The organism is Streptomyces sp. NPDC051567 (assembly GCF_044454165.1).
Taxonomy (GTDB): domain Bacteria; phylum Actinomycetota; class Actinomycetes; order Streptomycetales; family Streptomycetaceae; genus Streptomyces.
On the sequence record NZ_JBITDK010000003.1, the window covers coordinates 115,106 to 137,629 of the forward strand.

A 22,524-nucleotide genomic window follows, 5' to 3' on the forward strand; every position below is an offset into this window, starting at 1 on the left:
ATGTCTCTCCTGATCTGGCGTGGGTATCGATGGTCAGACCACTTGGCCCACGCCCCCTGCGGGTATCGAATGGTGATCTTGGGGTCTACTCGTCCGATAGAGCCGACTGAGTCTCGATCTGAGACGCTCTGAGTCGCAACGAGCATCTAGATGCAGCAGGCTCCGCAGGCCCCCGGAATACTGCCCTCCGGTGAATACGCGAGAAGAAAGCGACAGCCGCCCTCCGGGGAGGGGCTCCGCAGCAGGTCAGGGGACCATGGTTCCCGATGCGGCCAAGTTCCTTCTAAGCACTTGGCCGCAGGTTCGAGTCCTGCCGGGGGCACGTTCGCCGAAGCCCTCCCTCGTGGAGGGCTTTCGCGCAGGTCAGCCGCACCCTAAGGGCTGTCCCGTAGCGTCGGCGTAAGCCCGACGGCCCCCCAAAACTGGTCACAGACCCCGCTGGTCGAGGGCGCGCAGCAGGTTCCGCCGGCGTCTGTACGTGGTGCGCAGCGCCGCGAGGTAGGCGGCGAACGTGTCCAGGGTGCCCAGTGTCCCGTGACAGTCCCGGGCCTTGGCCAGGAGTTCGGCGATCTCACGGTAGGCACTGTCCCCGGTGTACTGGCTGCGGCTCTCGATGACGGCGAGGTAGACCCGGAGCGCTTCCTTTGGCCGGGAGGCCGCCGAGGCATCCGCAAGCCCGAGCAAGTGCTCGGGGGCGGCGGCGGGGGCGGGGAGACCGTTCTTCTCCGCTTCGGTCCAGGCCGCGTCGAGGTCTCCGGCCGCGATCAGTCCGCCGATCAGCGTACGGATCGTTGTGTCCGGTGCGGTGTCTGCCGCACGACCGGTCCCAGGACCGGCTCCGGTCCCGGTGCGGGTACCCGTACGGGTCCGGGGCACAGCAGCACGCTTACGGTTCACCCTCCCCCTGAGGTACTTCTCCGCCCATCCGGAGGGATGACGCTGAAAGGCTTCCTCGGCCAGGAAACGCAGCGTCTCCAGACCCCGATCACCCAGGACTCCGGCGTAGGCCAGCGGGTCGATCTCGATCCACTGCCGGTCTTCCGCGAGGCAGTGTCCGGCGATCCACCCGGCCGTTTCGTCGGGGTCGGGGGAACCCGCGCGGCAGGCGTCCAGGTGGGCGTCGACCAGGAGACCGGCGGCCTCGGCGATGGCACCGTCGGAGTCGTCGGCCGACTCGTAGACCTCCGCGACGCGGCTGATCGCCTCGCGTGCCGATGCGAACGCGGCGTCGGGCCGTCCGGACTCCGACAGGTCACCGATGGCCCGGGCCGCCCGTACGAGCCTGGCCGCATAGCCTGCGGCGTCCTCGTAGCCGATGTAGCCGTACCGGAGGAAACCCGACGGATCGGCCAGTTCCCTGACAGCGGCCACGGCCGCCGCCGTGTCACCCGAGGCCGTCCGGGCGCGAAGCGTCAGCGCCTCCTTGAAGTCCTCGTCCTGTGCCATCCGCGCCCGTACGAGGGTCAGCAGCCCGTCGCGGTCGAGGCCGCCGAGCCAGGTGTTCAGGGCGGCTTCACGGTCTACGGCTTCCTTCCGCAGGGCGCCCTCCCGCCCGGGGTCGTTCAGCAGGGTGAGGGCGACCGCGACGCAGTGCTTGCAGAAGAAGCCGTCCGCGCCGTAGGGACAGTCGCACGTAGCCCGGAGCGACCCGGTGGTACGCAGGACGACCCGGTAGCGTTCCGTGCCCGTCACGGTGGCGGTGACGTGGTCTCCGTCGGCCCGGAGCCTTCCCACGGAGTCGAGGTAGCCCAGGCCACGTTCGTAGGACCGGGGACCGGCGATCTCACGAATATCCGCTGCGGTAAAGCGTGTTGTACCCAACATTCCTCTCCAGGTTCCTCTTCTGGCCCTTCTGGCCCTTCTGGCTTCTTTCTGGTCCTTCTGGTTCCTCTTCTGGATTCTCCTTCAGGTTTCCCTTCAGCCGGTTGCAGATACGGGTTGAACGGGAGGTGGCCCTGGATCATCCTTGCCGGATGACTTCCCCCTCCGCCGCCGATGTGTCCGACCTGCGCGACGACGCCCTCGACTGGGCACTGGTGGATGTGGAGACCTCGGGGTTGACACCCCGCCTGCACCGGGTGCTGTCGATCGCCGTGGTGACCATCGGCCCGGACGGACAGCGGACCGGCGAGTTCTCGACCCTGCTGAACCCCGGCGACGACCCCGGACCGGTCCATGTCCACGGCCTGACCGCCGAGCGGCTGCGCGGGGCACCTGCGTTCGAAGAGATCGCCGGACGCGTGGCGGCGCTGCTCCAGGGCCGGGTCATGGTCGCCCACAACGCCCAGTTCGACTACGACTTCCTGGCGCACGAGTTCGCGCGGGCCGGGCTGCGGCTGCCCGTGTCACGACGGCTGTGCACCCTGGCGCTGAACCGCCGCGTGGACCCGCCGACTTCGGACCTGCGGCTCGGGACGCTCGCCGCCCACTACGGCGTGCCGCAGGCGAAGGCGCACAACGCGCTGGACGACACCCGGGTCCTGGCCGGGGTCCTCCGCGCCGGCCTGCGGGAGGCGGCCCGGCTCGGCCTGGCGCTGCCGCTGGTGGCGTGCCCGCCACGGCAGAACGCGCGGTTCGCCCCCGCGCCGCCCAGGACCCGGTGCGCGTTCCGCAACCCCGGACGGCCGGCGCCGGGCGGTCCGCTCACCCAGGGGATGAAGATCGCCATCACCGGCGCCACGGCGACCGGGCGGACCGAACTGATCGCGCGGTGCGTCGCCTCCGGGCTGAACATGACGAGTACGGTCAGCCGCCACACGAGTGCTCTGGTGACCAACGAGCCGTCCTCGGGCTCGGCCAAGGCCCGGCGGGCCGCCGCCGAGGGGGTTCTGTTACTTGACGAGGCCACCTTCCTCGCGCTGCTGGAGGACGTACGTCCGGGAACACCGCACGAGAAGCCGGTGACGGCGGGGGCGGACGCGGGCGGAGGCGGAGGCGGAGGCGGAGGCGGAGGCGGAGGCGGAGGCGGAGGCGGAGATGTGGTCAGGGACGGGGACGGGGACGGGGACCCGAGGGTGGAGGCGGAAGCCGCGCGGGCTGCGGCGCCGCGACCGGAGACCACCGTCGGAACCCCCGGAGCTACGGCTGGAACCCCCGGACCTGGCCCTGGTTCTGGTGCTGGCACGGGTTCCGGTTTCGGTTCGCCCGCCGGGCCTGGCTCCGGTTTCGTACCTGGTTCCGGACCTGACTCCGATTCTGGTTCCGGTTCCGGTTCCGGTTCCGGCGTAGTTTCCGACTCGGGTTTCGACGAGGACAAGCCGCTGGCCGGACGACGGGTCCTGGTCCTGGGCGGAGCCCACAAGGACGCGGCGGCGGCCCGCACCCGGGTCGTCGTGCTCGGCGGCGCCGCGGCCGTGAACCTCTCGGCCAGCGTCACCGACGTCGTTCTCCTCCCCGGCGGCGTGGACGACCGCCGCATCGCGCGGATCATCGCCCTCCGGTTGCCGACCCACGACTCCGACTGGCTCATGGCCCCCACCCCGACGGCCACGCCCGCCGGGAGCGGACGGAAACGGTCCGCGCAGGTCCTGCCCCGGGGCGGCGTACTCGATCTGCCCGGGACCGGCGCGGTGGCGCGGTGGGACGTGACCGCGTCCTGGGCGCAGCAGACGACCTGCGAGATCGATGTCGTCGCCTTCACCGTCGACGAGGACGAACAGGTCTCCTGCGACGACGACTTCGTCTTCTACGGCGCCCCGGAGAGCCCGGGAGGCTCCGTGCGGCTCCTCAGCGACGGGCCGACCGAGCAGACCGTCACCATCGACCTCATCGCCATGCCGCCCGCCGTCCGCAAGGTGGTCGTCGCCGCCGCGATCGACGGTACGCCCGCCTTCGGCGAGGTCGGCGCGGTCCAGATCACCGCCGGTCCCGGTGGTGGCTCGGCGCCGCTGACCCAGGTCACCCTGGACGCCGCCACCACCGAGCGCACGCTCCTCCTCGCCGAGATCTACCGCCGTGGCCCGCGCTGGCGCTTCCGTGCGGTCGGCCAGGGGTACGACCACGGCCTGGACGCCCTCGCCCGCTCCTACGGGGTCGACATCGCCGAATGAACCACGGTCGGGAAGCGGCGCGACGACCCGAGGCGGCCCCCTCGGCGTGGCGCGGCTCGCCTCGGCGCGGCGCCGTACGGCCTGGTCTGTCGCGGCGCAGCCCGGCACAGCCCGGCACAGCCCGGCACAGCCCGGTACAGCTCTCAGGTATGAGGCGCATGAGACCTGAGGCAGAGAGAAGGTTCGTCCTGGGGAGGGACGCGAAAACGGGCTCCCGCGCGAAGACTTGTCTCCATGAACCGCCGTCCGTTCGTCACCGTCGCCGCCACCGTGGGAGTGCTCGTCACCGCTGCCTTCGCGCTGCCGAATCTCCCGCCCAACCCCCTGACCGACATGGTCGACAACCGGGTTTTCGAGGAGAAGGGAAAGCATTTCGCCACGGCCTCCGATGCGCCCACCCGTGGGGAACCGGCGTTCGCGTTGCCGTCCTGGATACCCAAGGACGCCACCGATGTACGAATAAAGGCCCGCACCGGCGGCGAAGCCCGGCTGATCCGCTTCACCCTCGGTGCGACCCCGCTGGACGACCCGAAGTGCCCGGCCGGAGCCTCGAAGCTGCTTGACGGCCCACCGCTGCATGCCAAGTGGTGGCCCGGCGACACCCGCCCCGAGGAGCGGACCGAGTGCCGGGACTCGCGCCAGTACCAGGTCTCGGTGCGCGGCAAGCGGGTCTACGCCTGGACCGACGGAACCCCTTCGCCCGGCTCCAGCACGAAGGACAGCACCCCGGTGGCCCAGATGCGCCGCTAGGCCGTGTCCTTCTGACCCTCCTGCCCCTCCTGGCCGGACCCGTTCCGCGAACCGGGTACGGGTCGGCGGAGGTCGGCGGAGAGGGAGCAGGCCGGGTCGGCGCGGTTCGGCCGGAAGCGGCCGGACGGAGCCACCTGAGCCGGCGCCAGGTCGGGCACCGGGGTTGCGCCGAGGTCAGGCGCCGAGGCCGGGATGGGTACCGGGTTCCGGGGGCCGGGGCCGTCTGAAAAGCCGGGGCCGGGTCGGGCCGCGGTGACGGGCTGGAGAGGGAGCAGGGCCGGGGTTGTCGGCCCGGGGGCTGGAGCGGCCAGGGCGGCGGGCGGCTCGTCTACTCTCATCGGGTGATGGAGTACGTGAACCAGCTCGACGGCGGAACCCCGCGGACCGGGGCGCTCCCGACGGGCGCGGACGTGGCGGTGTGGTCCCTGGACACCACGCTGGATGCGGTCGGCGGCCACCGGGTCGACAAGGCGCTGCCCTTGCTGGACACGGCCGAACGGGACCGGTCCGGGCGGTTGTTGCGGGACGCCGACCGGCAGCGCTACCTCGCCTCGCACCTGGGGCTGCGGGTGCTGCTCGGAGGTTATCTGGGGCTGGCCCCGGAGGAGGTTCCGCTGGTCCGGGAGGACTGCCCGTGCTGCGGGGGCCCGCACGGTCGTCCCGCCGTGGCCGGGGGCGCGATCCACTTCTCGCTCTCACACAGCCAGGACCTGGCCTACCTGGCCTTCGCCGGAGTGCCGGTCGGCGTCGACGTGGAGGGTGTTCCGAGCCCGTCAGCGGTGGCCGACGTGGCAACGGCCCTGCACCCGGTGGAGTCCGCCGAGCTGACCGCCCTGGCGGGGCCGGAGCGCCAGACCGCGCTGGCCCGCGTCTGGTCCCGCAAGGAGGCGTACCTCAAGGCCACCGGCACGGGCCTGGCCCGCGGGCTGGCCGAGCCCTACGTCGGCTCGGCCCTGACCCCGGCCGCGGTCCCGGGCTGGACCCTGGTGGACCTGCCGGCCCCGACCGGCTACGCGGCAGCCCTGGCCCTGCGCGCCTGACCGGCCCGAACACCCCGGCCACGGTCCCGGTCCCGGTCCCGCTTTGGCCCGGCCTGGCCTGGGCCGGAACCTGGCCTCGGCCTCGGCCAGAACCTGAGCCCCCGGGCCCCCGACCCCCTGGCCAGCCCTGCCCAGGGCTGGAGCTCGGGCCCTACTCCCCGGGCCGCCCCGCCCCTCCGGGGTTCGGCACGTCCTGGCCTGCCCGAGCCCCGGCCCGCCCCCGACCGGACCTCAGCCCTGGGCCTGAGCCTGGCGGTGGGGGCGCAGGTGAGGGCGGCGTGTCGTAGGGCCACTCGGCGCACCCTCCGCGCGGGCGTACCCCCGCGCGGCCAGCATCAGCCGCATGACCGCATTCACCGTGCTGCTCCCGGCCCTCGCCCTCCCGGTCGCCGCTCTCCTGGCGGCGGCCACCGTCCTGCCGCCGCACCCGACCGCCACCGCCACCACCACCACCATCGCCACCACCGGCGCCGAGACCTCCACCGCGCCCTATGTCGTGGTCCTCAAGGACACCACCCCCCGCGCCCCGACCCGCGCCCTGGTGGGCGAGGCGGCGGCGGCCGGTGACGAGATCGGGACCGTCTACGACGCCGTCCTCAACGGCTTCGCCGTCCGCACCACCCCCGCCCGCGCCGCCGCCCTGGCCTCCGACCCCCGGGTCGCGTCGGTGGAGCCGGACGCGCGGTTCCGTACCGCCGACGCGCAGCCGCACGCGCCCTGGCCGCTGGACCGCATCGATCAGCGTGACCTCCCGCTCGACGGCTCGTACACGTACGCCACGAAGGCCGAGGGCGTCACCGTCTACGTCGTGGACACCGGGATCACCACCGACCACGAGGAGTTCGGCGGCCGGGCACGGGCCGGGCACAACGCGGTGCCCACCGAGAGCGCCGCCGACTGCAACGGCCACGGCACGCATGTCGCGGCGACCGTGGGCGGGGCGACGTACGGGGTCGCGAAGGGGGTCTCGCTCGTCGCGGTGAAGGTGGCCGACTGCCACGGGGCCGGGAACCTCTCGGACCTGCTGAGCGGCCTCGACTGGCTGCTGAAGGACGCCACCGCGACCCCTGCGGTGCCGGCCGTCGCGAACCTGAGCATGGGCGGTGGACGCAGCTACGCCCTGAACACGGCGGTGACCCGGGTGATCGACTCCGGGATCACCTTCACCGTGGCCGCGGGCAACGACGAGGGGGACGCCTGCGCGGGCTCGCCCTCCGGCGTCCCCCAGGCCCTCACCGTCGGCGCGACCGACTCCGGGGACCGGCTGGCACCGTTCTCCAACCACGGCCGCTGCGTGGACCTCTCCGCGCCGGGCGTGTCCGTCACCTCGGCCTGGAAGGGCTCCACCACCGCCACCAACCGGGCCTCCGGCACCTCCATGGCGGCCCCGCACGTGGCGGGCGCGGCGGCGCTGATCCTGGCGACCGGCACGGCACGCACCCCGGCCGAGGTGTCCCGGGCGCTGGTGGGCGACGCCGCGGCGGACCGGCTCTCCGGTCTTCCGGCGGGCACCCCGAACCTGCTGCTCCAGGTCCCGGCCACCCGGTGGACAGCCCCGTAAGCGGCCCGCCGAGCAGCGCACTGAACAGCGCGGCGAACCGCCCGTCCGCCGGCCCGTCCGCCGGCCCGTCCGTCGATCCGTCCGTCGATCCGCCATCGGCCCGGCCCGCCCCGCCCGATGCGACATCGGTCTCCGCGTGCTCCGGGGACTTCAGGCGCTCCGGGGACTTCGGGCGGAAGCAAGCCATTGACTTCTCACCTCCGCGACGCGTCAATGTCGGCCACCGCACCGGCTCGGCCTCCCCGCACAGCGGGTGGGGGGAGGGTTCGTCATGACGAAGGAGTCGCGACCCAGTGACTACGAGAACGCTCGGACGAAGAGTGCTGGCCGGGGCGGGCGCCCTCTCCCTGGCCCTGACCGGTGGCCTCGCGGGCCTCATGGGCCTCGCGGGGACGGCGCAGGCCGCGACCAGGACCACGCCGGTCTTCGTGAAGTGCGTCGCCCCGGCGCCGCAGCCCGGCGCCGACGGCAGCCAGAACTACACGGTCACCCTCCCCGACGGTGCCAGGGCCGGGGACACCGTCCCCCTCACGATCGACCCGGGCGAGACGCCGGTGGTCCCGATGTTCACGATCGACACCGTCAACACGATGAGGGCCAAGCTGCTCGTCGGCGGGGTCGCGCAGACCGTGACCAGCCCGCCCCTGCCGAGCCACCAGGAGGCCAACAAGAAGGTCGACCCACCCGCGTTCAGCGGGACGATCACCATCCCGGACGGCACCGAGGGCACCACCGTCCAGGTCACGGTCGACCAGGTCGTCACGGACGCCGATCTGGGCGGCACCGTCTTCACCACGACCTGCACGCCCGCCCCGCGCCCCAGCGCCCCGGTCGGATCGGTCGCCGTGGCCGCCGCCCCGAAGGACCCGGCGACCACCGGGGTGACGCCCGGCAGCGGCGGGGCGGGCACCGCCGTCGTCGCCACGGGCGTCAACTTCCCGCCCGGCGCGGTGACCTGTTCCGCGCTGCTCGCGGGCGCGGCCACCGGTGACACCGGCAGCGGCACGGCCGACGCCTCGGGCGCCGCGAGCTGCGGCCTGACGGTCACCAGGAAGGCCGACCGGATCAGGATCGACGGCTCGGCCGGCGCGGGCAGGTCCTTCGTCTACGTCGAGGAGCGGGCCGGGGTGCGCAACCCGGTCGAGGTCGAGGTGCTGCCCGGGGCGCTGGCGCTCGGCCCGGAGGGCGGTCAGCCGGCCGTCAGCTTCGGCACGGTGACCATCGACGGCAAGGCCCGGTCGGTGTTCGGCGCGTTCCACGCGGCCACCGTCCAGGACTTCCGCGGCTCCTCCCTGGGCTGGGACGTGACGGCGACCCGCACCCCGTTCCTGAACGCGGCCACCGGGCATGCGCTGGCCAAGGCGCAGCTCGGCATCCAGCCGTCCTGCGCCGTGACCAACCCGGACAGCCCGAGCACCTGCGCGGCGGGCGCGCCCGGTGCGATCACGGACGCCCCGCTGAAGATCGCCTCGCAGGCGGTGGGCGGGGGCGAGCTGACCGGCGGCGAGTTCGCGGTCGGCGGCGCGGCCGTGCTCCAGCTCCCGCCGTTCATGTTCGCCGACACCTACCAGTCGGTGGTGACCTTCTCGGTCGCCTGACCGGCACCGCTCCGCCCCGGGTGGTGCGGGACCCCGGCCCCGCACCACCCGTACCTCCGGCCCCGCACCACCCGTATCCCTGGCCCCGCACCGTCCACGGCTCTGGCCCCACGTCACCCACCCCCACCTGGGGCCCGGTTCCGCCGCCCCTTCCGGCCGTCTGGAGAACCACCCGTGCGCGCCCGTATCCACGCCCACGCTCACGCCCACGCCCACACCCACGCCCGCATCCGTTTCCGTTTCCTCCCCCTCGTCCCTCTCCTCGCCCCTCTCCTCGCCCTCCTCGGGCTGCTGCCGGCCGCGGTGCCCGCCTCGGCGGCGGACAACGGCACCTGGGGGGTCTTCCCGACGCCTGCGGCCGGGGCGGCGACGACCGGCCGGGCCGCCTTCTTCCACCAGGGCGCGGCCGGGAGCACCGTCAGCGACAGCGTGACGGTCCTGAACTCCTCCGACCGGGAGCTGACGTTCCGGATCTTCGCCACGGATGCCGTGAACACCCCGGCCGGCGGGGCCTTCGCGCTCCTGCCGGTGGAGACGGCGCCCAAGGACATCGGCGCGTGGATCACGCTGGCGCCGGAGGCGGCGGCCCCGGTCGCCGTCCCGGCCAGGGGCCGCAAGGACATCGCGTTCACCGTGCGGGTGCCCGCGGACGCGGCGCCCGGTGACCACATCGGCGGGATCGTCGCCCTCTCCACCGCCGTGGAGGGGGTGCGGCAGGAGGGCAGGGTCCGGGTCGGGGTGAAGCGTTCGGTGGGAGCCCGGCTGTACTTCCGGGTCCCGGGTCCGGTGGTCCCGGGGCTGAGCGTGGAGAACGTACGGGTCACCCGCACCGCGCCGCTGCTGCCCTGGACCGGGGAGGCCCGCGCCACGGTCTCGTACACCCTGGTGAACCGGGGCAACGCGGTGGTCGAGCCCGAGGTGACGGTCTCGGCCCGGGGGCTGTTCGGGCGTACGGTGCTGGCCCGTCCGGCGCGCGGACCGAAGCCGGCGCTGCTGCCGGGCCAGCGGGTCGAGCTGACCGAACCATGGCGGGACGCGCCGCAGTTGGACCGGGTCGCCGTCAAGGTCCGGGCCGGGGTGGTGGACCGTCCCGGGCTCTCCTCGGAGTCCGGTACGGAGTTCCTCGCCGTGCCGTGGCCCGCCGCGGGCGGGGCCCTGGTACTGGTGGGAGCCGTGAGCACCGTGTGGCTCCTGCGCCGCCGCCCCACCTCACCCCCCACCCCGGAGCCCCCGGCGACCCCGGGCCCCCCGGAACCCCCGGAACCCCCCGCCCAGGAACCGGCCCGGACCCTTTGACCCGGCCCGGCCTGGCCCGGCCCGGCCCCGGGGTGCCGGAGCGGCCCGGGGCCCGGGGGGGCATTGAGCCTTTTCCGACCTGGCGGTAGTGGCCACGAGTTGGACGCTCCTGCGCAACGACGAAGCTCCTGGCAGACGGCGTCACGACCAAGATCCACCGTGCTGCCAGGAGCCTCGCGTGCTTGTCCACCCGTCGTCGATCGACCTGTCCAGTCGCACCCTGCGATATCTGGCCGGACATCTCACCTCCCGGCGGCAGGAGATCGGCACGCGGTGGCGACGACTGGCACCAGGGCGCCAAGCCCTGCTCGCCCTCGCCCACCTGCGGTGTGGTGACACCTACGCCCAGCTCGCCGCTGGGCTGCCGATCGACCGGATCGCCGCCGACACCCCGTACCACTCCGGGAAACACAAACGCCACGGCATGAACGTCCAGGTCCTCACCGACCCGTTCGGACGCCTGCTCCGGGCCTCGCCGGCTCTGCCCGGCTCGACTCACGACCTGACCGCCGCACGCCACCATGGGATCACCGAAGCCCTCGCCGCGGCGGACCTCACATGCTGGGCGGACAAGGCGTACCAGGGAGCCGGCGGGCCTGTCCGGGTGCCCTTTCGCGGCCGTCGCCTCAAGCGATGGAAGCGTCGTCACAACACCACCCACGCCAAGATCCGCTGCCTCGGCGAACGCGCCATGGCCACCCTCAAGAGGTGGCGCCTACGTCGCTCCCGAGTCGGAGGCCGCCCTGGAGTGAGCGCCGGGACCTTCGGCCATGCCGGCGACGGGACCAAAGTCCCACCGCGGTGCTGCTACGCCTTGTAGATCGGCTCATACGCAGCCACCTGGTCCGGGGTGGCCTCTTCAACGGTCATGGCGCCGGTCCAGAGGTGGTCACGGTGGCAGTACCCACCCAGGTTGGCGCGCTTGCCGCGCTGAAGCTTCCACGTGCCCACGGCAAGCTTCACGACCATGTCGCTGCCGCAGGTGAGCGAGCGGTTCGCCTGCGCCATGATCCAGCGGGCGTGCTCGTCGTCGCCCGTGTTCGGACGGCACATCGTCCGGGCCATCTGCCACAGGCGCCCCCACTCGACACCAGGAGTCAGGGGGCCGACCACGGCTACTTCCCCAATGCCCCGGCCATCAAGGGAGTGGGTTGCGTAGCCGAAGACCGTGCCGAACATGCGGAACACGGTGACCCTGCTCTGTCCCGAGAGAGTGTCATCAACTGGCATGCGCTATACCTCTGTTCATGAGTGAGCCCCGGACGCATTGGCCGCGTCCGGGGCTCGTCTCTCAGTTGGCGCGATCCCCCGCAGGAGTCAGAACCTGACCCCTTGGAACGGCTGCATCAACAGCAAGGGCCGTCGCCGCGGCAGGCGGGCGAGTTGCAGTCGGCGGCCTTGGCCCACATCCGCTGGTCGACGTCGAACCCGGCGGCCCTGATCTCGTCGGCCATGGAGAGCATCAGGTCCTTGGTCCGGGTCTTGGAGTTCGGAGCGTGGTGGAGGAAGTACCCGAACTGCTGATCGCACCACTCGGCGTACTCCTTGGAGTGGAGTGCGAACGTGTGCCATCCGGGGTCCACGATGGTGCTGGGGGCCATCACGTCGCCCTTGCCCGTGGTACCCATCACCCACAGGAACGCGAGAGCCTCGCCCATGATTCGGCGGGCCATGGACAGCTCGTGGCCGTACTCGTCCGCACAGAACGCGGACAGCGTTTCGAACAGCTCGGGACTCACGAGGTCCCGCCCGTGCCGTAAGGCGACGGGGCTTTCGATCATCGTCGTCATTGATGGTGCTCCTCTCGGATCAGGCGGCGGGCGGGGGCGGGAACTTCTCCCCGCCTTCCTTGTCACCGGGGTCGGTCATGGCTGTGCCTCCTCTCGACTCGTGGTCGTGGGGCGTGCCGCCCCCACAGGGGACGGCGGTCTAAGGCCCGGTTCGGCCGGGGCTCACCAGCGGATGCGCTGGGCATTCCCTCCGGCGCAGTCAGGGCATCGGCGGCGGCCGAGCTTGCACATGCGGCACGCCTCGTAGTCGAACCCGCAGCAGTAGTCACACCAGACCGTCCGGTGCCCAATGCAGGCGCCGCAGTGGGTCACCCCGGAATCAGGTGAGTGCTGGTGTCTGCCGGGTCGGGTCCAGGTGTCACGGCCCGAGGCTGTCGAGGCCGTCACGCCGCGCCTGCATTTCCATCAGGCGGCCACAGCCCGAGCGCTGGGGCACTTGTTGTGCCGGCAGACGGTGACGGGGGCGCCAGACGTGCGGTCCTCGACGCGTCGGCGTACGGGCTCCAAAGGCTTGACCTTGCGGGAGCACGCGGAGCATGTCCGTCCAGGGGCATAGGTCAGGTACTCCCACACTTCCCGGTCGAACTCCGGAACCTCTGCCTTATCTGCCCTCGCCATGCCGTACCCCTTCGCTGCCGTCCCCGTGCATCGGCAGCTCATGGTGTCGGGGCCAAGGGCTGAGTTCTAGGCGGTTTCCTGTTCTCTCAAGAAGTCGTCGCGGATACCTGCGACAAGGCCCCACATGTCTTCACCCGAAAAGGCTACGCGATCGAACATCTGGAATTTATCCGAGTACAGCTCGATGTCCCGCATCTCACTGGTAGTGATTTCCGAGTGAGGGATTTCCACGATGGCGAGCCGGCTGTCGAAAAGGACGAACGAGGATGTGGGAAGTCCGGGCATGGGGGCCGAGAAGGGAATGATGCCGATTTGAATGTTCGGCATCCTGGACATGGTAATTAGCTTGTCCAGTTGCGCGGCCATCATTGGGGCCGGGATCAGCTTCCACCGGAGGACCGATTCGGTGATGAGGAACTGGAATGTACGTGACCGGTCGTACAGAACTTCCTGACGGCGCAGGCGCGCCCCGATCATCTTCTCAAGGGCATCATCGGTAAGTTCCGATCCCTGCTGGACTCCCCGAACGTATTCGGGAGTCTGGAGCAGTCCAGGAACGCAGGAGGGCTGAAACACCTTGAGAAGCGCTGTCTGGGCCTCTATCGCCTGGATTTCTTCCTGGTGCTTGTGCAGGCCTGTGCGCCGATAGATCCGCCATGCCGTGGCCTCTGTGGCCACGCGTCGGGCTACCTCGGTTAGCTCCGCCTTCGCCTCAGCTGAGACCTCCAGCGCTTCCAGGACACGTTCCACGTCGAGGGCGCTCGGGGGCAGGACCCCGTTCTCAATCTTGCTCAGCTTGCTTGGGGACATGGCTGCGCTGCGGGCAACCACTTTCGCCTGCTTTCCGCTGGCTACTCGCAATTCCCGCAGCGCTCTGCCCAGGTCTGTTCCGTTCACACTTCCCCGTACTGCTCCCACCAGTCAGCAAAAGACACAGCCCGACTCAGGGCCACGTCTCGCCGTTCCAACCATTCAGCAGGACTGGTGTGAGATTCCGCGCCGAGGAATTTGCCGCCCTCGGCATATTTCATGGAGACGACGGATGATTCATCGAACATCCAGAAGTCCGGAACACCTTCGAGCGGGTTCGGCTGGTTCGTGGTGTCCAGGATGAAGAACTCTTCGCCAGCCTTGGCGTTCTTCTGGTATCCCCACCCGAGTTCGAACCGAAGATAGTCGGTCATGGGCCGCGAAATGATGTGGACGCGGTACACGCGCTTTCCCGCGTCAATGTTCCCGCGTACTTCGTCGGACCATTCCTGGTTGTAGTTGTCCGGCTGAGGCTCACCGGCCAGGAATGCCCGGATCATCTCCGCGTCCGATGATCCGCTGTAGTCGTCCAGGGTTTCCAGCCGGAAGGCTTCTCGGCGGAAGGTGGAGAACAGTTTCTCGAACTCAGCGGGCGAGATATTCACGCGCGTACCTCTCGATGATCTCTGCGGGGATGCGGACCACGGTCTCACCGGCCGGAACGTCCAGACCGGCCGTCTCAGCGTCCGTCGTGTCGTAGCCCTGCACCAGGAGGTCCCCCGTGTCGTCGACGCGGTACAGCGTCGCGCACGTCCCCTTCTCGCACTCCCCGACCAGCCGTGTCACTGCCATGCCGTCCCCCTGCTGTGAGGTCTTCGGTTGTGTCCCGTTCGATGCTCCCGACCCTGTGGCAGGGGGGTCAAGGGATCACAGTTGACAGAACAGGAAACCGGGATGGTAGGCCGGATCTCAGCGTAGGAATTCCTACGCTGCCCCGGTGCCGGAGGGGCCGGGACAGCAGGAACCCCCGGCCGGTGAGGGTTGGCCGGGGGTCTGCGTACGGGGGCTGTCAGGCGTCAGGCACTATCGAGACGTCGGGAAGCCGAGGTCCACGGACGACGGGGTGTCCGCGGGGTCGGGCCAGCGGGTGGTGACGACCTTGCCGCGGGTGTAGAAGTGGACGCCGTCGTTGCCGTAGACGTGGTGGTCGCCGAAGAGGGAGTCCTTCCAGCCGCCGAAGGAGTGGTAGCCCACCGGCACCGGGATCGGGACGTTCACGCCGACCATGCCCGCCTGGACCTCCAGCTGGAAGCGGCGGGCCGCGCCGCCGTCCCGGGTGAAGATCGCGGTGCCGTTGCCGAACGGCGAGGCGTTGATGAGGGCCACGCCCTCCTCGTAGGTGTCGGCGCGCAGGACGCACAGGACCGGGCCGAAGATCTCGTCGCGGTAGGCGTCGGAGTCGGTCCGGACGTGGTCGAGCAGGGAGAGGCCGATCCAGTGGCCGTTCTCCCGGCCCTCGACGGTGTACCCGGTGCCGTCCAGGACCACCTGCGCGCCCTGGGCGGCGGCGCCCGAGACGTAGGAGGCGACCTTGTCGCGGTGGGCGGCCGTGATCAGCGGGCCCATCTCGGAGGACGGGTCGTCGCCGGGCCCGATCTTGATCTTCTCGGCGCGCTCGCGGATCTTCTCGACGAGGGTGTCGCCGATGGAGCCGACGGCGACGACGGCCGAGATCGCCATGCAGCGCTCGCCGGCCGAGCCGTAGGCCGCCGAGACGGCGGCGTCGGCGGCGGAGTCCAGGTCGGCGTCGGGCAGGACCAGCATGTGGTTCTTGGCGCCGCCCAGCGCCTGGACGCGCTTGCCGTGGGCGGAGGCGGTGGTGTGGATGTGGCGGGCGATCGGGGTGGAGCCGACGAAGGAGACCGCCGCGATCCCGGGGTGGGCCAGGAGGGCGTCCACGGCCACCTTGTCGCCGTGGACGACGTTGAGCACGCCCGCCGGCAGACCGGCCTCGCCCGCCAGCTCGGCCAGCCTGTTCGCGGCCGAGGGGTCCTTCTCGCTCGGCTTGAGGATGAAGGTGTTGCCGCAGGCCACCGCCAGCGGGAACATCCACATCGGCACCATGGCCGGGAAGTTGAACGGGGTGATGCCCGCGACCACGCCGAGCGGCTGGCGGATCGAGGCGACGTCGACCCGGTTGGAGACCGAGGTCGACAGCTCGCCCTTGAGCTGGGTGGTGATCCCGCAGGCCAGTTCGACGATCTCCAGGCCGCGCGCCACCTCGCCCAGCGCGTCCGAGTGGACCTTGCCGTGCTCGGCGACGATCAGCGCGGCGAGTTCGTCGCGGTGGGCGTCGAGCAGGGCCCGGTAGGCGAACAGCACCGAGGTGCGGGCGGCCAGCGAGGACCGGCCCCAGCTCAGGAACGCCTCCTGGGCGACGCGGACCGCCGCGTCGACCTCGGCGGCCGAGGCCAGCGCCACCCGCGTGGTGACCTCCCCGGTGGCCGGGTCGGTGACCGGGCCGTAGTTGCCCGACGTGCCCGGGGCGGTCCGGCCACCGATCCAGTGGTTGACGGTCCTCATAACCCAGCTCCTCTACAGATGGCGACTACAGGTGGCGACGTCGCAGCGCGGTCTGCCGGTCGTACTCTTCCCGGGCCAGGGCCGCCGACGCACGGGTCGCGGTCTCGGCCACGGGCACATCCCACCACGCCGGTGCGGGGGGTGGGCCCGACACAGTGTCGGGCGTTCGGGTCTGTGTGTAGACACATGTGGGACGGTCCGCCGCACGGGCCTCGGCGAGGGCTTCGCGCAGGTCACGCACGGTACGGGCACGGATGACGGCCATCCCGAGGGAGGCCGCGTTGGCCGCGAGGTCCAGCGGGAGCGGGGCCCCGGTGTACGAGGCGTCGGGCGCCCGGAAGCGGTAGCCGGTGCCGAAGCCCTCGCCGCCGACCGCCGCAGACAGGCCGCCGATGGAGGCGTAGCCGTGGTTGTCGAGGATCACCAGCTTGACCGGGACGCCCTCCTGGACGGCCGTGACGATCTCGGTCGGGTTCATCAGGTACGTCCCGTCCCCGACCAGGGCCCACACCGGGCGCCCGGGGGCGGCGAGCGCGACCCCGATCGCGGCCGGGATCTCGTACCCCATGCAGGAGTAGCCGTACTCCAGGTGGTACTGGTCGGCGGAGCGGGCCCGCCACAGCTTGTGGAGGTCGCCGGGGAGGGAGCCGGCGGCGTTGACGAGGATGTCGCCGCCGTCGACGAGGCCGTCGAGGAGCCCGAGGACCTGGGCCTGGGTGGGGGGCGCGTCCTCGTCGGTGACGGCGTAGGCGAGGTCGACGCGCGCCTCCCACTCCCGCGCGGCCTCCTGGTACGCCGTCTCGTACGCGGGGTCCACCCGGTGGCCCCGGACGGCCTCCAGCAGCTCGCCGAGGGCCTCGCGGGCGTCGGCGACCAGGGGCCCGGCGGCGAGCTTGTGGGCGTCGTACGGGTCGAGGTTGAGGCCGAGGAAGCGGACGGCCGGGTTCTGGAACAGGGTCGCGGAGGCGGTGGTGAAGTCCGTCAGCCGGGTCCCGGCGGCGATGACGAGGTCCGCCCCGCGCGCCAGCGCCGCCGCGGTGGTGGTCCCGGTGTGGCCGATCCCGCCCACCTCGGCCCGGTGGCCGTACGGCAGCGCCCCCTTGCCCGCCTGGGTGCAGGCCACCGGGACCCCGGTGGCCCCGGCGAACTCCGCCAGGGCCGCCTGGGCGGCGCTGTGCCGGATGCCGCCGCCGGCGATGAGCAGGGGGCGGGCGGAGCCCCGTACGGCCTCGGCGGCGGCGGCGAGTTCGGCGCGGGCGGGGCGGGGGCGGCGCACGGACCAGACCCGTTCGGCGAAGAACTCCTCGGGCCAGTCGTACGCCTCGGCCTGCACGTCCTGGGGCAGGGCGAGGGTGACGGCGCCGGTCTGCACCGGGTCGGTGAGGACGCGGGCGGCCTGGAGGGCGGCCGGGATCAGGGCCTCGGGGCGGGTGATCCGGTCGAAGTAGCGGGAGACGGGCCGCAGGGTGTCGTTGACGGAGATGTCGCCCGCGTAGGGGAGTTCGAGCTGCTGGAGCACCGGGTCCGCCGGGCGGGTCGCGAAGGTGTCGCCGGGCAGCAGGAGCACCGGAATCCGGTTGACGGTGGCGAGGGCGGCCCCGGTGACGAGGTTGGTGGCGCCGGGGCCGATCGAGGTGGTGACGGCGTGCGCGGAGAGCCGCCCGCTCTGGCGCGCGTACCCGACGGCGGCGTGCACCATGGCCTGTTCGTTGCGGCCCTGGAGGAACGGCATGGCGGCCGGGCCGCTCTCCAGCAGCGCCTGCCCGATCCCGGCGACGTTGCCGTGCCCGAAGATGCCCCAGGTGGCGGCGATCAGCCGGTGGCGGCGGCCGTCGCGCTCGGTGTACTGGGAGGCGAGGAAGCGGACGAGGGCCTGTGCGACGGTGAGCCGGGTCATGACCCCGCCTCCGCCCGGGGGAACGGCAGCCGGGGGTCGGTCTCCTGGGCGGCCCAGGTCTCCCTGATCCAGCCGTGGTCGGGATGGTCGCGGATCAGCCACTCCCGGGTCCGGCCCGGTCCGGCCATCACGTTCAGGTAGTACATGTCGTGCCCGGGGGCGGCGATGGACGGCCCGTGCCAGCCGTCCGGGACGAGCACCGTGTCCCCGGTGCGCACCTCGGCGAGGAGGTCGGTCGCCCCGGCCGGGGAGGGGGACACCCTCTGGTAGCCGAGGCCGGGGCGGTCCCCGTGCGGGGCGATCTCGAAGTAGTAGATCTCCTCCAGCTCGGACTCGTGGCCGGGGTCGTGCTCGTCGTGCTTGTGGGGCGGGTACGAGGACCAGTTGCCGCCGGGGGTGAGCACCTCGACGGCGATGAGGCGGTCGCACTCGAAGACCCCGGCGGCGGCGAAGTTGTGGACCTGCCGGGAGCAGGTGCCCCGGCCGCGCAGTTCGACGGGGACGTCGGGGGCGGGGCCGTAGCGTGCGGGCAGCCGCCGTTCGCAGCGCGCCCCGGCGAGGGCGAACCGGCCGCCGGCGGCGGAGGTGATCTCCGCGTGCGCGTCGCGGGGGAGGTAGGCGAAGTCGGTGACCGAGGCGAAGACCCCGGCCCGGCCCCGGAGTTCGAACCGCTGCGGCCCGCCGGCGCCGTCCCCACCACCGCCCCCGGCGCCGTCCCCACCACCGCCCCCGGCGCCGTCCGCACCGCCGTCCGCCCGGCCGGCACCGTCCGCGGGTCCCGCCTCCCGGCAGTGGACCACGCAGGAACCGGCCAGCGGGAGCACGATCCACTCCGCCTCCCCGCACGCGAAGTCGTGACTCCGGCCCGGCGCGAGCTCCAGCACCCGCAGCCGCGTCCAGTCCATGCCCTGCTCAGAGACGACCGGCACGGGCGAGCACCTCCTCCACCTCGTCGGGGAACGGCATCGCCGCCGAGCATGCCAGCCGGGAGGCCACGATGGCACCCGCCGCGTTCGCGTACCGCACCGTCCGCTCCACCTCCCAGCCGGCCAGCAGGCCGTGGCAGAGGGCGCCGCCGAAGGCGTCCCCCGCGCCGAGGCCGTTGACCACCTCGACCGCGACGGGCGGGACCTCGGCCACCGTCCCGTCCCGGTGGACGGCGAGGACCCCTTCCGGTCCCCGTTTGACCACCGCCAGTTCCACCCCGGCGGCGAGCAGGGCGCGCGCCGCCTCGTAGGGCCGGGACTCGCCCGTCGCGACCTCGCACTCCTGCGCGTTGCCCACGGCCACCGTGGCCAGGGGGAGCGCCCGCGCGTACCAGGGCCCCGGCTCGGACGACCACAGCGTCGGCCGCCAGTCCAGGTCGAAGACGGTGGTCCCGGACCGGTCCCGGGCCCGGAGCGCGGCCAGGGTCGCGGCGCGGCTCGGCTCCTGGCTCAGGCCCGTCCCCGTCATCCAGAAGACGTGCGCGGCCCGGACCGCCGCCAGGTCCACCTCCGCCGGCTCGATCTCCAGGTCGGGTGCCTTGGGCAGCCGGTAGAAGTAGAGCGGGAAGTGGTCGGGCGGGAAGATCTCGCAGAAGGTGACGGGGGTGAGGCGGTCCGCGACCTCCCCCGCCCACCGGTCGTCGACGCCGAACTTGCGCAGCTCGGAGCGGAGGTAGTCCCCGAAGGGGTCGGCCCCGGTCCGGGTGATCACCGCGGTGCGGCGCCCGAGCCGGGCCGCCGCGACCGCGACGTTGGACGGGGAGCCGCCCAGGAACTTGCCGAAGGTGTCCGCCTCCGCCAGGGGGACGCCCGTCTTCAGGGGGTAGAGATCCACCCCGATCCGCCCCATCGTGATCAGGTCGAACACGAACCCGTCCGCGGTACTCACCTGGCACTCCTTCCCTCGCCGACCGGTCCGTCCCGGCCGCACCGGTCCGTTCCGGTCGTTCCGGTCCGTTCCGGTCGTTCCTGGCGTTCTGGTCGTTCCGGTCTTCCTGGTTCTCCATGCGTGTGCCCTTGAGCCTCGCACCCTAAGGTGGCCGTCATGACGTCCTCCCCGCCCGCGTTGACCCGTATCCGCATCGGTTCGGCTCCGGACTCCTGGGGTGTCTGGTTCCCCGACGACCCCCTACAGACTCCTTGGGAGCGGTTCCTCGACGAGGTCGCCGAGGCCGGGTACGAGTGGATCGAGCTCGGGCCGTACGGGTACCTGCCCACCGATCCCGCCCGGCTCGCCGACGAGACGGCCCGGCGCGGGCTGCGCGTCTGCGCCGGGACGGTGTTCACCGGACTCCACCACGGGCCCGCCGTGTGGGAGTCGACCTGGGAGCACGTGTCGCGGATCGCGGCGCTGACCCGGGCCGTGGGAGCGGAGCATCTCGTCGTGATCCCGTCGTTCTGGCGGGACGACAGGACGGGCGAGGTGCTGGAGGACCGCACCCTGACCCCCGGTCAGTGGCGGGCGCTGGCCTCGCAGACCGAGCGGCTGGGCCGGGAGGTGGGGGACCGGTACGGGCTGCGGATCGTCTTCCACCCGCACGCCGACACCCATGTCGACACCCCCGAGAACGTGGCCCGCTTCCTGGACGCCACCGATCCCGCGCTGGTCTCCCTCTGCCTGGACACCGGGCACTACGCGTACTGCGGCGGGGACAGCGTGCGGGCCCTGGAGACCTTCGGCGAGCGGATCGGCTACCTCCACCTCAAGCAGGTGGACCCGCGCGTTCTCGCCGAAGTCGTCGCCGGGCAGGTGCCGTTCGGGCCCGCCGTGGGGCGCGGGGTGATGTGCGAGCCGCCCTCGGGGGTGCCCGCGCTGGAGCCCGTGCTGGCCGCGGCCCAGCGGCTCGGGGTGGACCTCTTCGCCGTCGTGGAACAGGACATGTACCCCTGCCCGCCCGAGAAGCCGCTGCCGATCGCCCGCCGCACCCGCGCCCATCTGCGCTCCTGCGGCGCCCGCTGACCCCGCTGACCCCGCTGACCCCGCTGACCCCGCCCCAGGGCATCCGTGCCTCAGTGCATCCGTGCATCCGTGCATCCGTGCCTCAGAGAAGGAGGATCTCCATGACCAGCACGCTCGGCATCGCCGTCATCGGGACGGGAAAGATGGGCTCCGACCATGTCCGCCGGATCGGGCGGACCGTGGGCGGGGCCCGGGTGGTGGCCGTGGCCGACCCGGACGGGGACCGGGTCAAGGAGGTCGCGGGCGCGCTGGACGGCGTGAGCGCGCACACCGACCCGGCGGCGGCGATGGCCGCGCCCGGGGTGGGGGCCGTCCTGGTCGCCTCCCCCGGCCCCGCCCATGAGGAGACGATTCTCCAGGCGCTGGAACGGGAACTTCCGGTGCTGTGCGAGAAGCCGATGACCCCGGACACCGCGGGGGCGTTGCGGGTGATGGAGGCCGAACAGCGGCTGGGGCGGCGCCTGGTGCAGGTGGGGTTCATGCGGCGGTACGACGCGGAGTACGAGCGGCTCAAGGAGCTGCTGGACGCGGGCTCCCTGGGCCGGCCGCTGTTCCTGCACTGCCGCCACCGCAACGTCGCCTCGCCGCCCTTCTTCACGAGCGACATGCTGATCACCGACTCGGTGGTGCACGAGGTGGACGCGGCCCGCTGGCTGCTGGGCCAGGAGATCACCGCGGTGTCGGTGCTCTCTCCCGCCGCCACCTCGGCGGCCCCCGAGGGGCTGCGGGACCCCCGGCTGGTGCTGCTGGAGACCTCCGGCGGGGCGATCGTGGACGTGGAGATCTTCGTCAACTGCGGGGTCGGCTACGAGGTCCGGTGCGAGGCGGTCGGCGAGGCGGGCAGCGCCCGCATCGGCGACGGTCACGCGATGGTGGTCCGGTCGGCGGGCCGCTGGGGCGGCGAGATCGTCCAGGACTTCACGGTGCGGTTCGCGGACGCCTACGACCGCCAGTTGCGGCGCTGGGTGGCCGCGGCGGCGCGGGGCCGGACCGCGGGCCCCGGCGCGTGGGACGGCTACGCGGCGGCGGCCGTCTCGGAGGCCGGGCTGAGGGCCGGGCGGGACGGCGTACGGGTGGCCGTGGAGCTGGTGGACCGCCCGGCCCTGTACCGCTGAGCGGCTTCCGGGGCCCCGTCCGGTCCCGTACCGTCCTCACCCGAAACGTTCCTGCACGGTCAAATCATGTGCCGCATCGGTCACAGGCGTCGCCGTTGTGTCACACATATCCGCATTACGCGGGTTTTCCGTCACAGGCGTTCCACAGCCCCTGCCCAGCCTTCACCCTGCGTCGTTCTCCGGGCACAACTTGAGTGATCGTCAGCTCCACGCTTCGGCTCCCACGACGGCCTCCCGGCCGGCCCCGCGGCGTGGACAAGGAGGTGTCGTCGATGAACGACCGTCAGATGTGGTCGTACAAGGAAATCGCCGCCCACATCCGGGTCCAGCCGGACACCGTGCGCTCCTACCGCAAGCACGGGCTCCTTCCACCACCGGACAAGACCGAGGGCGGCAAGCCCTACTGGCACGCCGACACGATCCGCACCTGGGTGATGCGCCGCCCGGGCAACCGGGGCCGCAAGGAGGGCTGATCCCGGCCGTGGACGGGGCCCACGGCCGGGGCCCCGTCCGCCCCGGCGGTCCCGGCGG

Annotated in this window: 20 protein-coding genes; 10 read left to right on the top strand and 10 right to left on the bottom strand. The window is 72.2% G+C overall.

Going from position 1 to position 22,524, the window contains the following annotated elements:
• Positions 1 to 426: 426 nt before the first annotated feature.
• A complete protein-coding gene (locus ACIA5F_RS04660; RefSeq protein ID WP_399349094.1) occupies positions 427 to 1,734 on the bottom strand; it encodes an SWIM zinc finger domain-containing protein in 1,308 nt (435 codons plus the stop codon).
• Positions 1,735 to 1,973: 239 nt separating this feature from the next.
• On the opposite strand from ACIA5F_RS04660, the gene ACIA5F_RS04665 reads away from it, so the two are divergent.
• From ACIA5F_RS04665 to ACIA5F_RS04695, 7 genes are all read left to right on the top strand, one after another.
• Positions 1,974 to 4,049, top strand: coding sequence for a TerD family protein (locus ACIA5F_RS04665; protein ID WP_399349096.1), 2,076 nt, complete (start codon positions 1,974 to 1,976; stop codon positions 4,047 to 4,049).
• Positions 4,050 to 4,283: 234 nt separating this feature from the next.
• Positions 4,284 to 4,799 carry a hypothetical protein gene (locus ACIA5F_RS04670; RefSeq protein WP_399349098.1) on the top strand — a complete coding sequence of 172 codons (516 nt, stop codon included), beginning with the start codon at positions 4,284 to 4,286 and terminating at the stop codon, positions 4,797 to 4,799.
• 344 nt (positions 4,800 to 5,143) lie between these two features.
• Positions 5,144 to 5,839, top strand: coding sequence for a 4'-phosphopantetheinyl transferase family protein (locus tag ACIA5F_RS04675; protein WP_399349575.1), 696 nt, complete (start codon positions 5,144 to 5,146; stop codon positions 5,837 to 5,839).
• Between the two features lie 343 nt (positions 5,840 to 6,182).
• Entirely contained in the window at positions 6,183 to 7,400 is a 1,218-nt protein-coding gene (locus ACIA5F_RS04680; RefSeq protein ID WP_399349100.1) for a S8 family peptidase, read from the top strand.
• Between the two features lie 293 nt (positions 7,401 to 7,693).
• A complete protein-coding gene (locus ACIA5F_RS04685; RefSeq protein ID WP_399349102.1) occupies positions 7,694 to 8,998 on the top strand; it encodes a hypothetical protein in 1,305 nt (434 codons plus the stop codon).
• A gap of 174 nt (positions 8,999 to 9,172) precedes the next feature.
• The gene (locus ACIA5F_RS04690) at positions 9,173 to 10,294 is read left to right on the top strand and encodes a DUF916 domain-containing protein (protein ID WP_399349104.1); all 1,122 of its coding nucleotides are present in this window, start codon (positions 9,173 to 9,175) and stop codon (positions 10,292 to 10,294) included.
• 178 nt (positions 10,295 to 10,472) lie between these two features.
• Positions 10,473 to 11,114, top strand: coding sequence for a transposase family protein (locus tag ACIA5F_RS04695; RefSeq protein WP_399349106.1), 642 nt, complete (start codon positions 10,473 to 10,475; stop codon positions 11,112 to 11,114).
• Here the strand turns inward: ACIA5F_RS04695 and ACIA5F_RS04700 are convergent.
• The 9 genes from ACIA5F_RS04700 to iolC form a co-directional block, all read right to left on the bottom strand.
• Complete coding sequence (locus tag ACIA5F_RS04700; RefSeq protein ID WP_399349108.1) at positions 11,102 to 11,524, bottom strand: hypothetical protein; 423 nt, start codon at positions 11,522 to 11,524, stop codon at positions 11,102 to 11,104. The two genes, ACIA5F_RS04695 and ACIA5F_RS04700, sit on opposite strands and share 13 nt — an antisense overlap.
• 116 nt (positions 11,525 to 11,640) lie before the next feature.
• Positions 11,641 to 12,084 carry a hypothetical protein gene (locus ACIA5F_RS04705; protein ID WP_399349110.1) on the bottom strand — a complete coding sequence of 148 codons (444 nt, stop codon included), beginning with the start codon at positions 12,082 to 12,084 and terminating at the stop codon, positions 11,641 to 11,643.
• 684 nt (positions 12,085 to 12,768) lie between these two features.
• Positions 12,769 to 13,599 carry a helix-turn-helix domain-containing protein gene (locus tag ACIA5F_RS04710; protein ID WP_399349112.1) on the bottom strand — a complete coding sequence of 277 codons (831 nt, stop codon included), beginning with the start codon at positions 13,597 to 13,599 and terminating at the stop codon, positions 12,769 to 12,771.
• On the bottom strand, positions 13,596 to 14,117 hold the full coding sequence (locus ACIA5F_RS04715; protein WP_399349114.1) for a DUF6879 family protein: 522 nt from the start codon (positions 14,115 to 14,117) through the stop codon (positions 13,596 to 13,598). Before ACIA5F_RS04715 ends, ACIA5F_RS04710 begins: the two co-directional genes overlap by 4 nt.
• A complete protein-coding gene (locus ACIA5F_RS04720) occupies positions 14,098 to 14,304 on the bottom strand; it encodes a hypothetical protein (RefSeq protein ID WP_399349116.1) in 207 nt (68 codons plus the stop codon). The genes ACIA5F_RS04715 and ACIA5F_RS04720 overlap by 20 nt, the downstream gene beginning before the upstream one ends.
• Positions 14,305 to 14,535: 231 nt before the next feature.
• Positions 14,536 to 16,035 carry a CoA-acylating methylmalonate-semialdehyde dehydrogenase gene (locus ACIA5F_RS04725; protein WP_399349118.1) on the bottom strand — a complete coding sequence of 500 codons (1,500 nt, stop codon included), beginning with the start codon at positions 16,033 to 16,035 and terminating at the stop codon, positions 14,536 to 14,538.
• 25 nt (positions 16,036 to 16,060) lie between these two features.
• Positions 16,061 to 17,932 carry a 3D-(3,5/4)-trihydroxycyclohexane-1,2-dione acylhydrolase (decyclizing) gene (gene iolD / locus ACIA5F_RS04730; protein WP_399349120.1) on the bottom strand — a complete coding sequence of 624 codons (1,872 nt, stop codon included), beginning with the start codon at positions 17,930 to 17,932 and terminating at the stop codon, positions 16,061 to 16,063.
• Entirely contained in the window at positions 17,929 to 18,837 is a 909-nt protein-coding gene (gene iolB, locus ACIA5F_RS04735) for a 5-deoxy-glucuronate isomerase (protein ID WP_399349577.1), read from the bottom strand. Before iolB ends, iolD begins: the two co-directional genes overlap by 4 nt.
• A gap of 7 nt (positions 18,838 to 18,844) precedes the next feature.
• The gene (gene iolC, locus ACIA5F_RS04740; protein WP_399349579.1) at positions 18,845 to 19,768 is read right to left on the bottom strand and encodes a 5-dehydro-2-deoxygluconokinase; all 924 of its coding nucleotides are present in this window, start codon (positions 19,766 to 19,768) and stop codon (positions 18,845 to 18,847) included.
• Between the two features lie 195 nt (positions 19,769 to 19,963).
• On the opposite strand from iolC, the gene ACIA5F_RS04745 reads away from it, so the two are divergent.
• The 3 genes from ACIA5F_RS04745 to ACIA5F_RS04755 all read left to right on the top strand — a co-directional run bounded on the left by ACIA5F_RS04745 (position 19,964) and on the right by ACIA5F_RS04755 (position 22,466).
• Positions 19,964 to 20,878 (top strand): sugar phosphate isomerase/epimerase family protein, encoded by a 915-nt coding sequence (locus ACIA5F_RS04745; protein WP_399349122.1) that lies wholly within the window; start codon positions 19,964 to 19,966, stop codon positions 20,876 to 20,878.
• 101 nt (positions 20,879 to 20,979) lie between these two features.
• Positions 20,980 to 21,993, top strand: coding sequence for a Gfo/Idh/MocA family protein (locus tag ACIA5F_RS04750; RefSeq protein WP_399349124.1), 1,014 nt, complete (start codon positions 20,980 to 20,982; stop codon positions 21,991 to 21,993).
• A 272-nt stretch (positions 21,994 to 22,265) separates the two neighbouring features.
• Complete coding sequence (locus tag ACIA5F_RS04755; RefSeq protein WP_399349125.1) at positions 22,266 to 22,466, top strand: MerR family DNA-binding transcriptional regulator; 201 nt, start codon at positions 22,266 to 22,268, stop codon at positions 22,464 to 22,466.
• Positions 22,467 to 22,524: the final 58 nt, after the last annotated feature.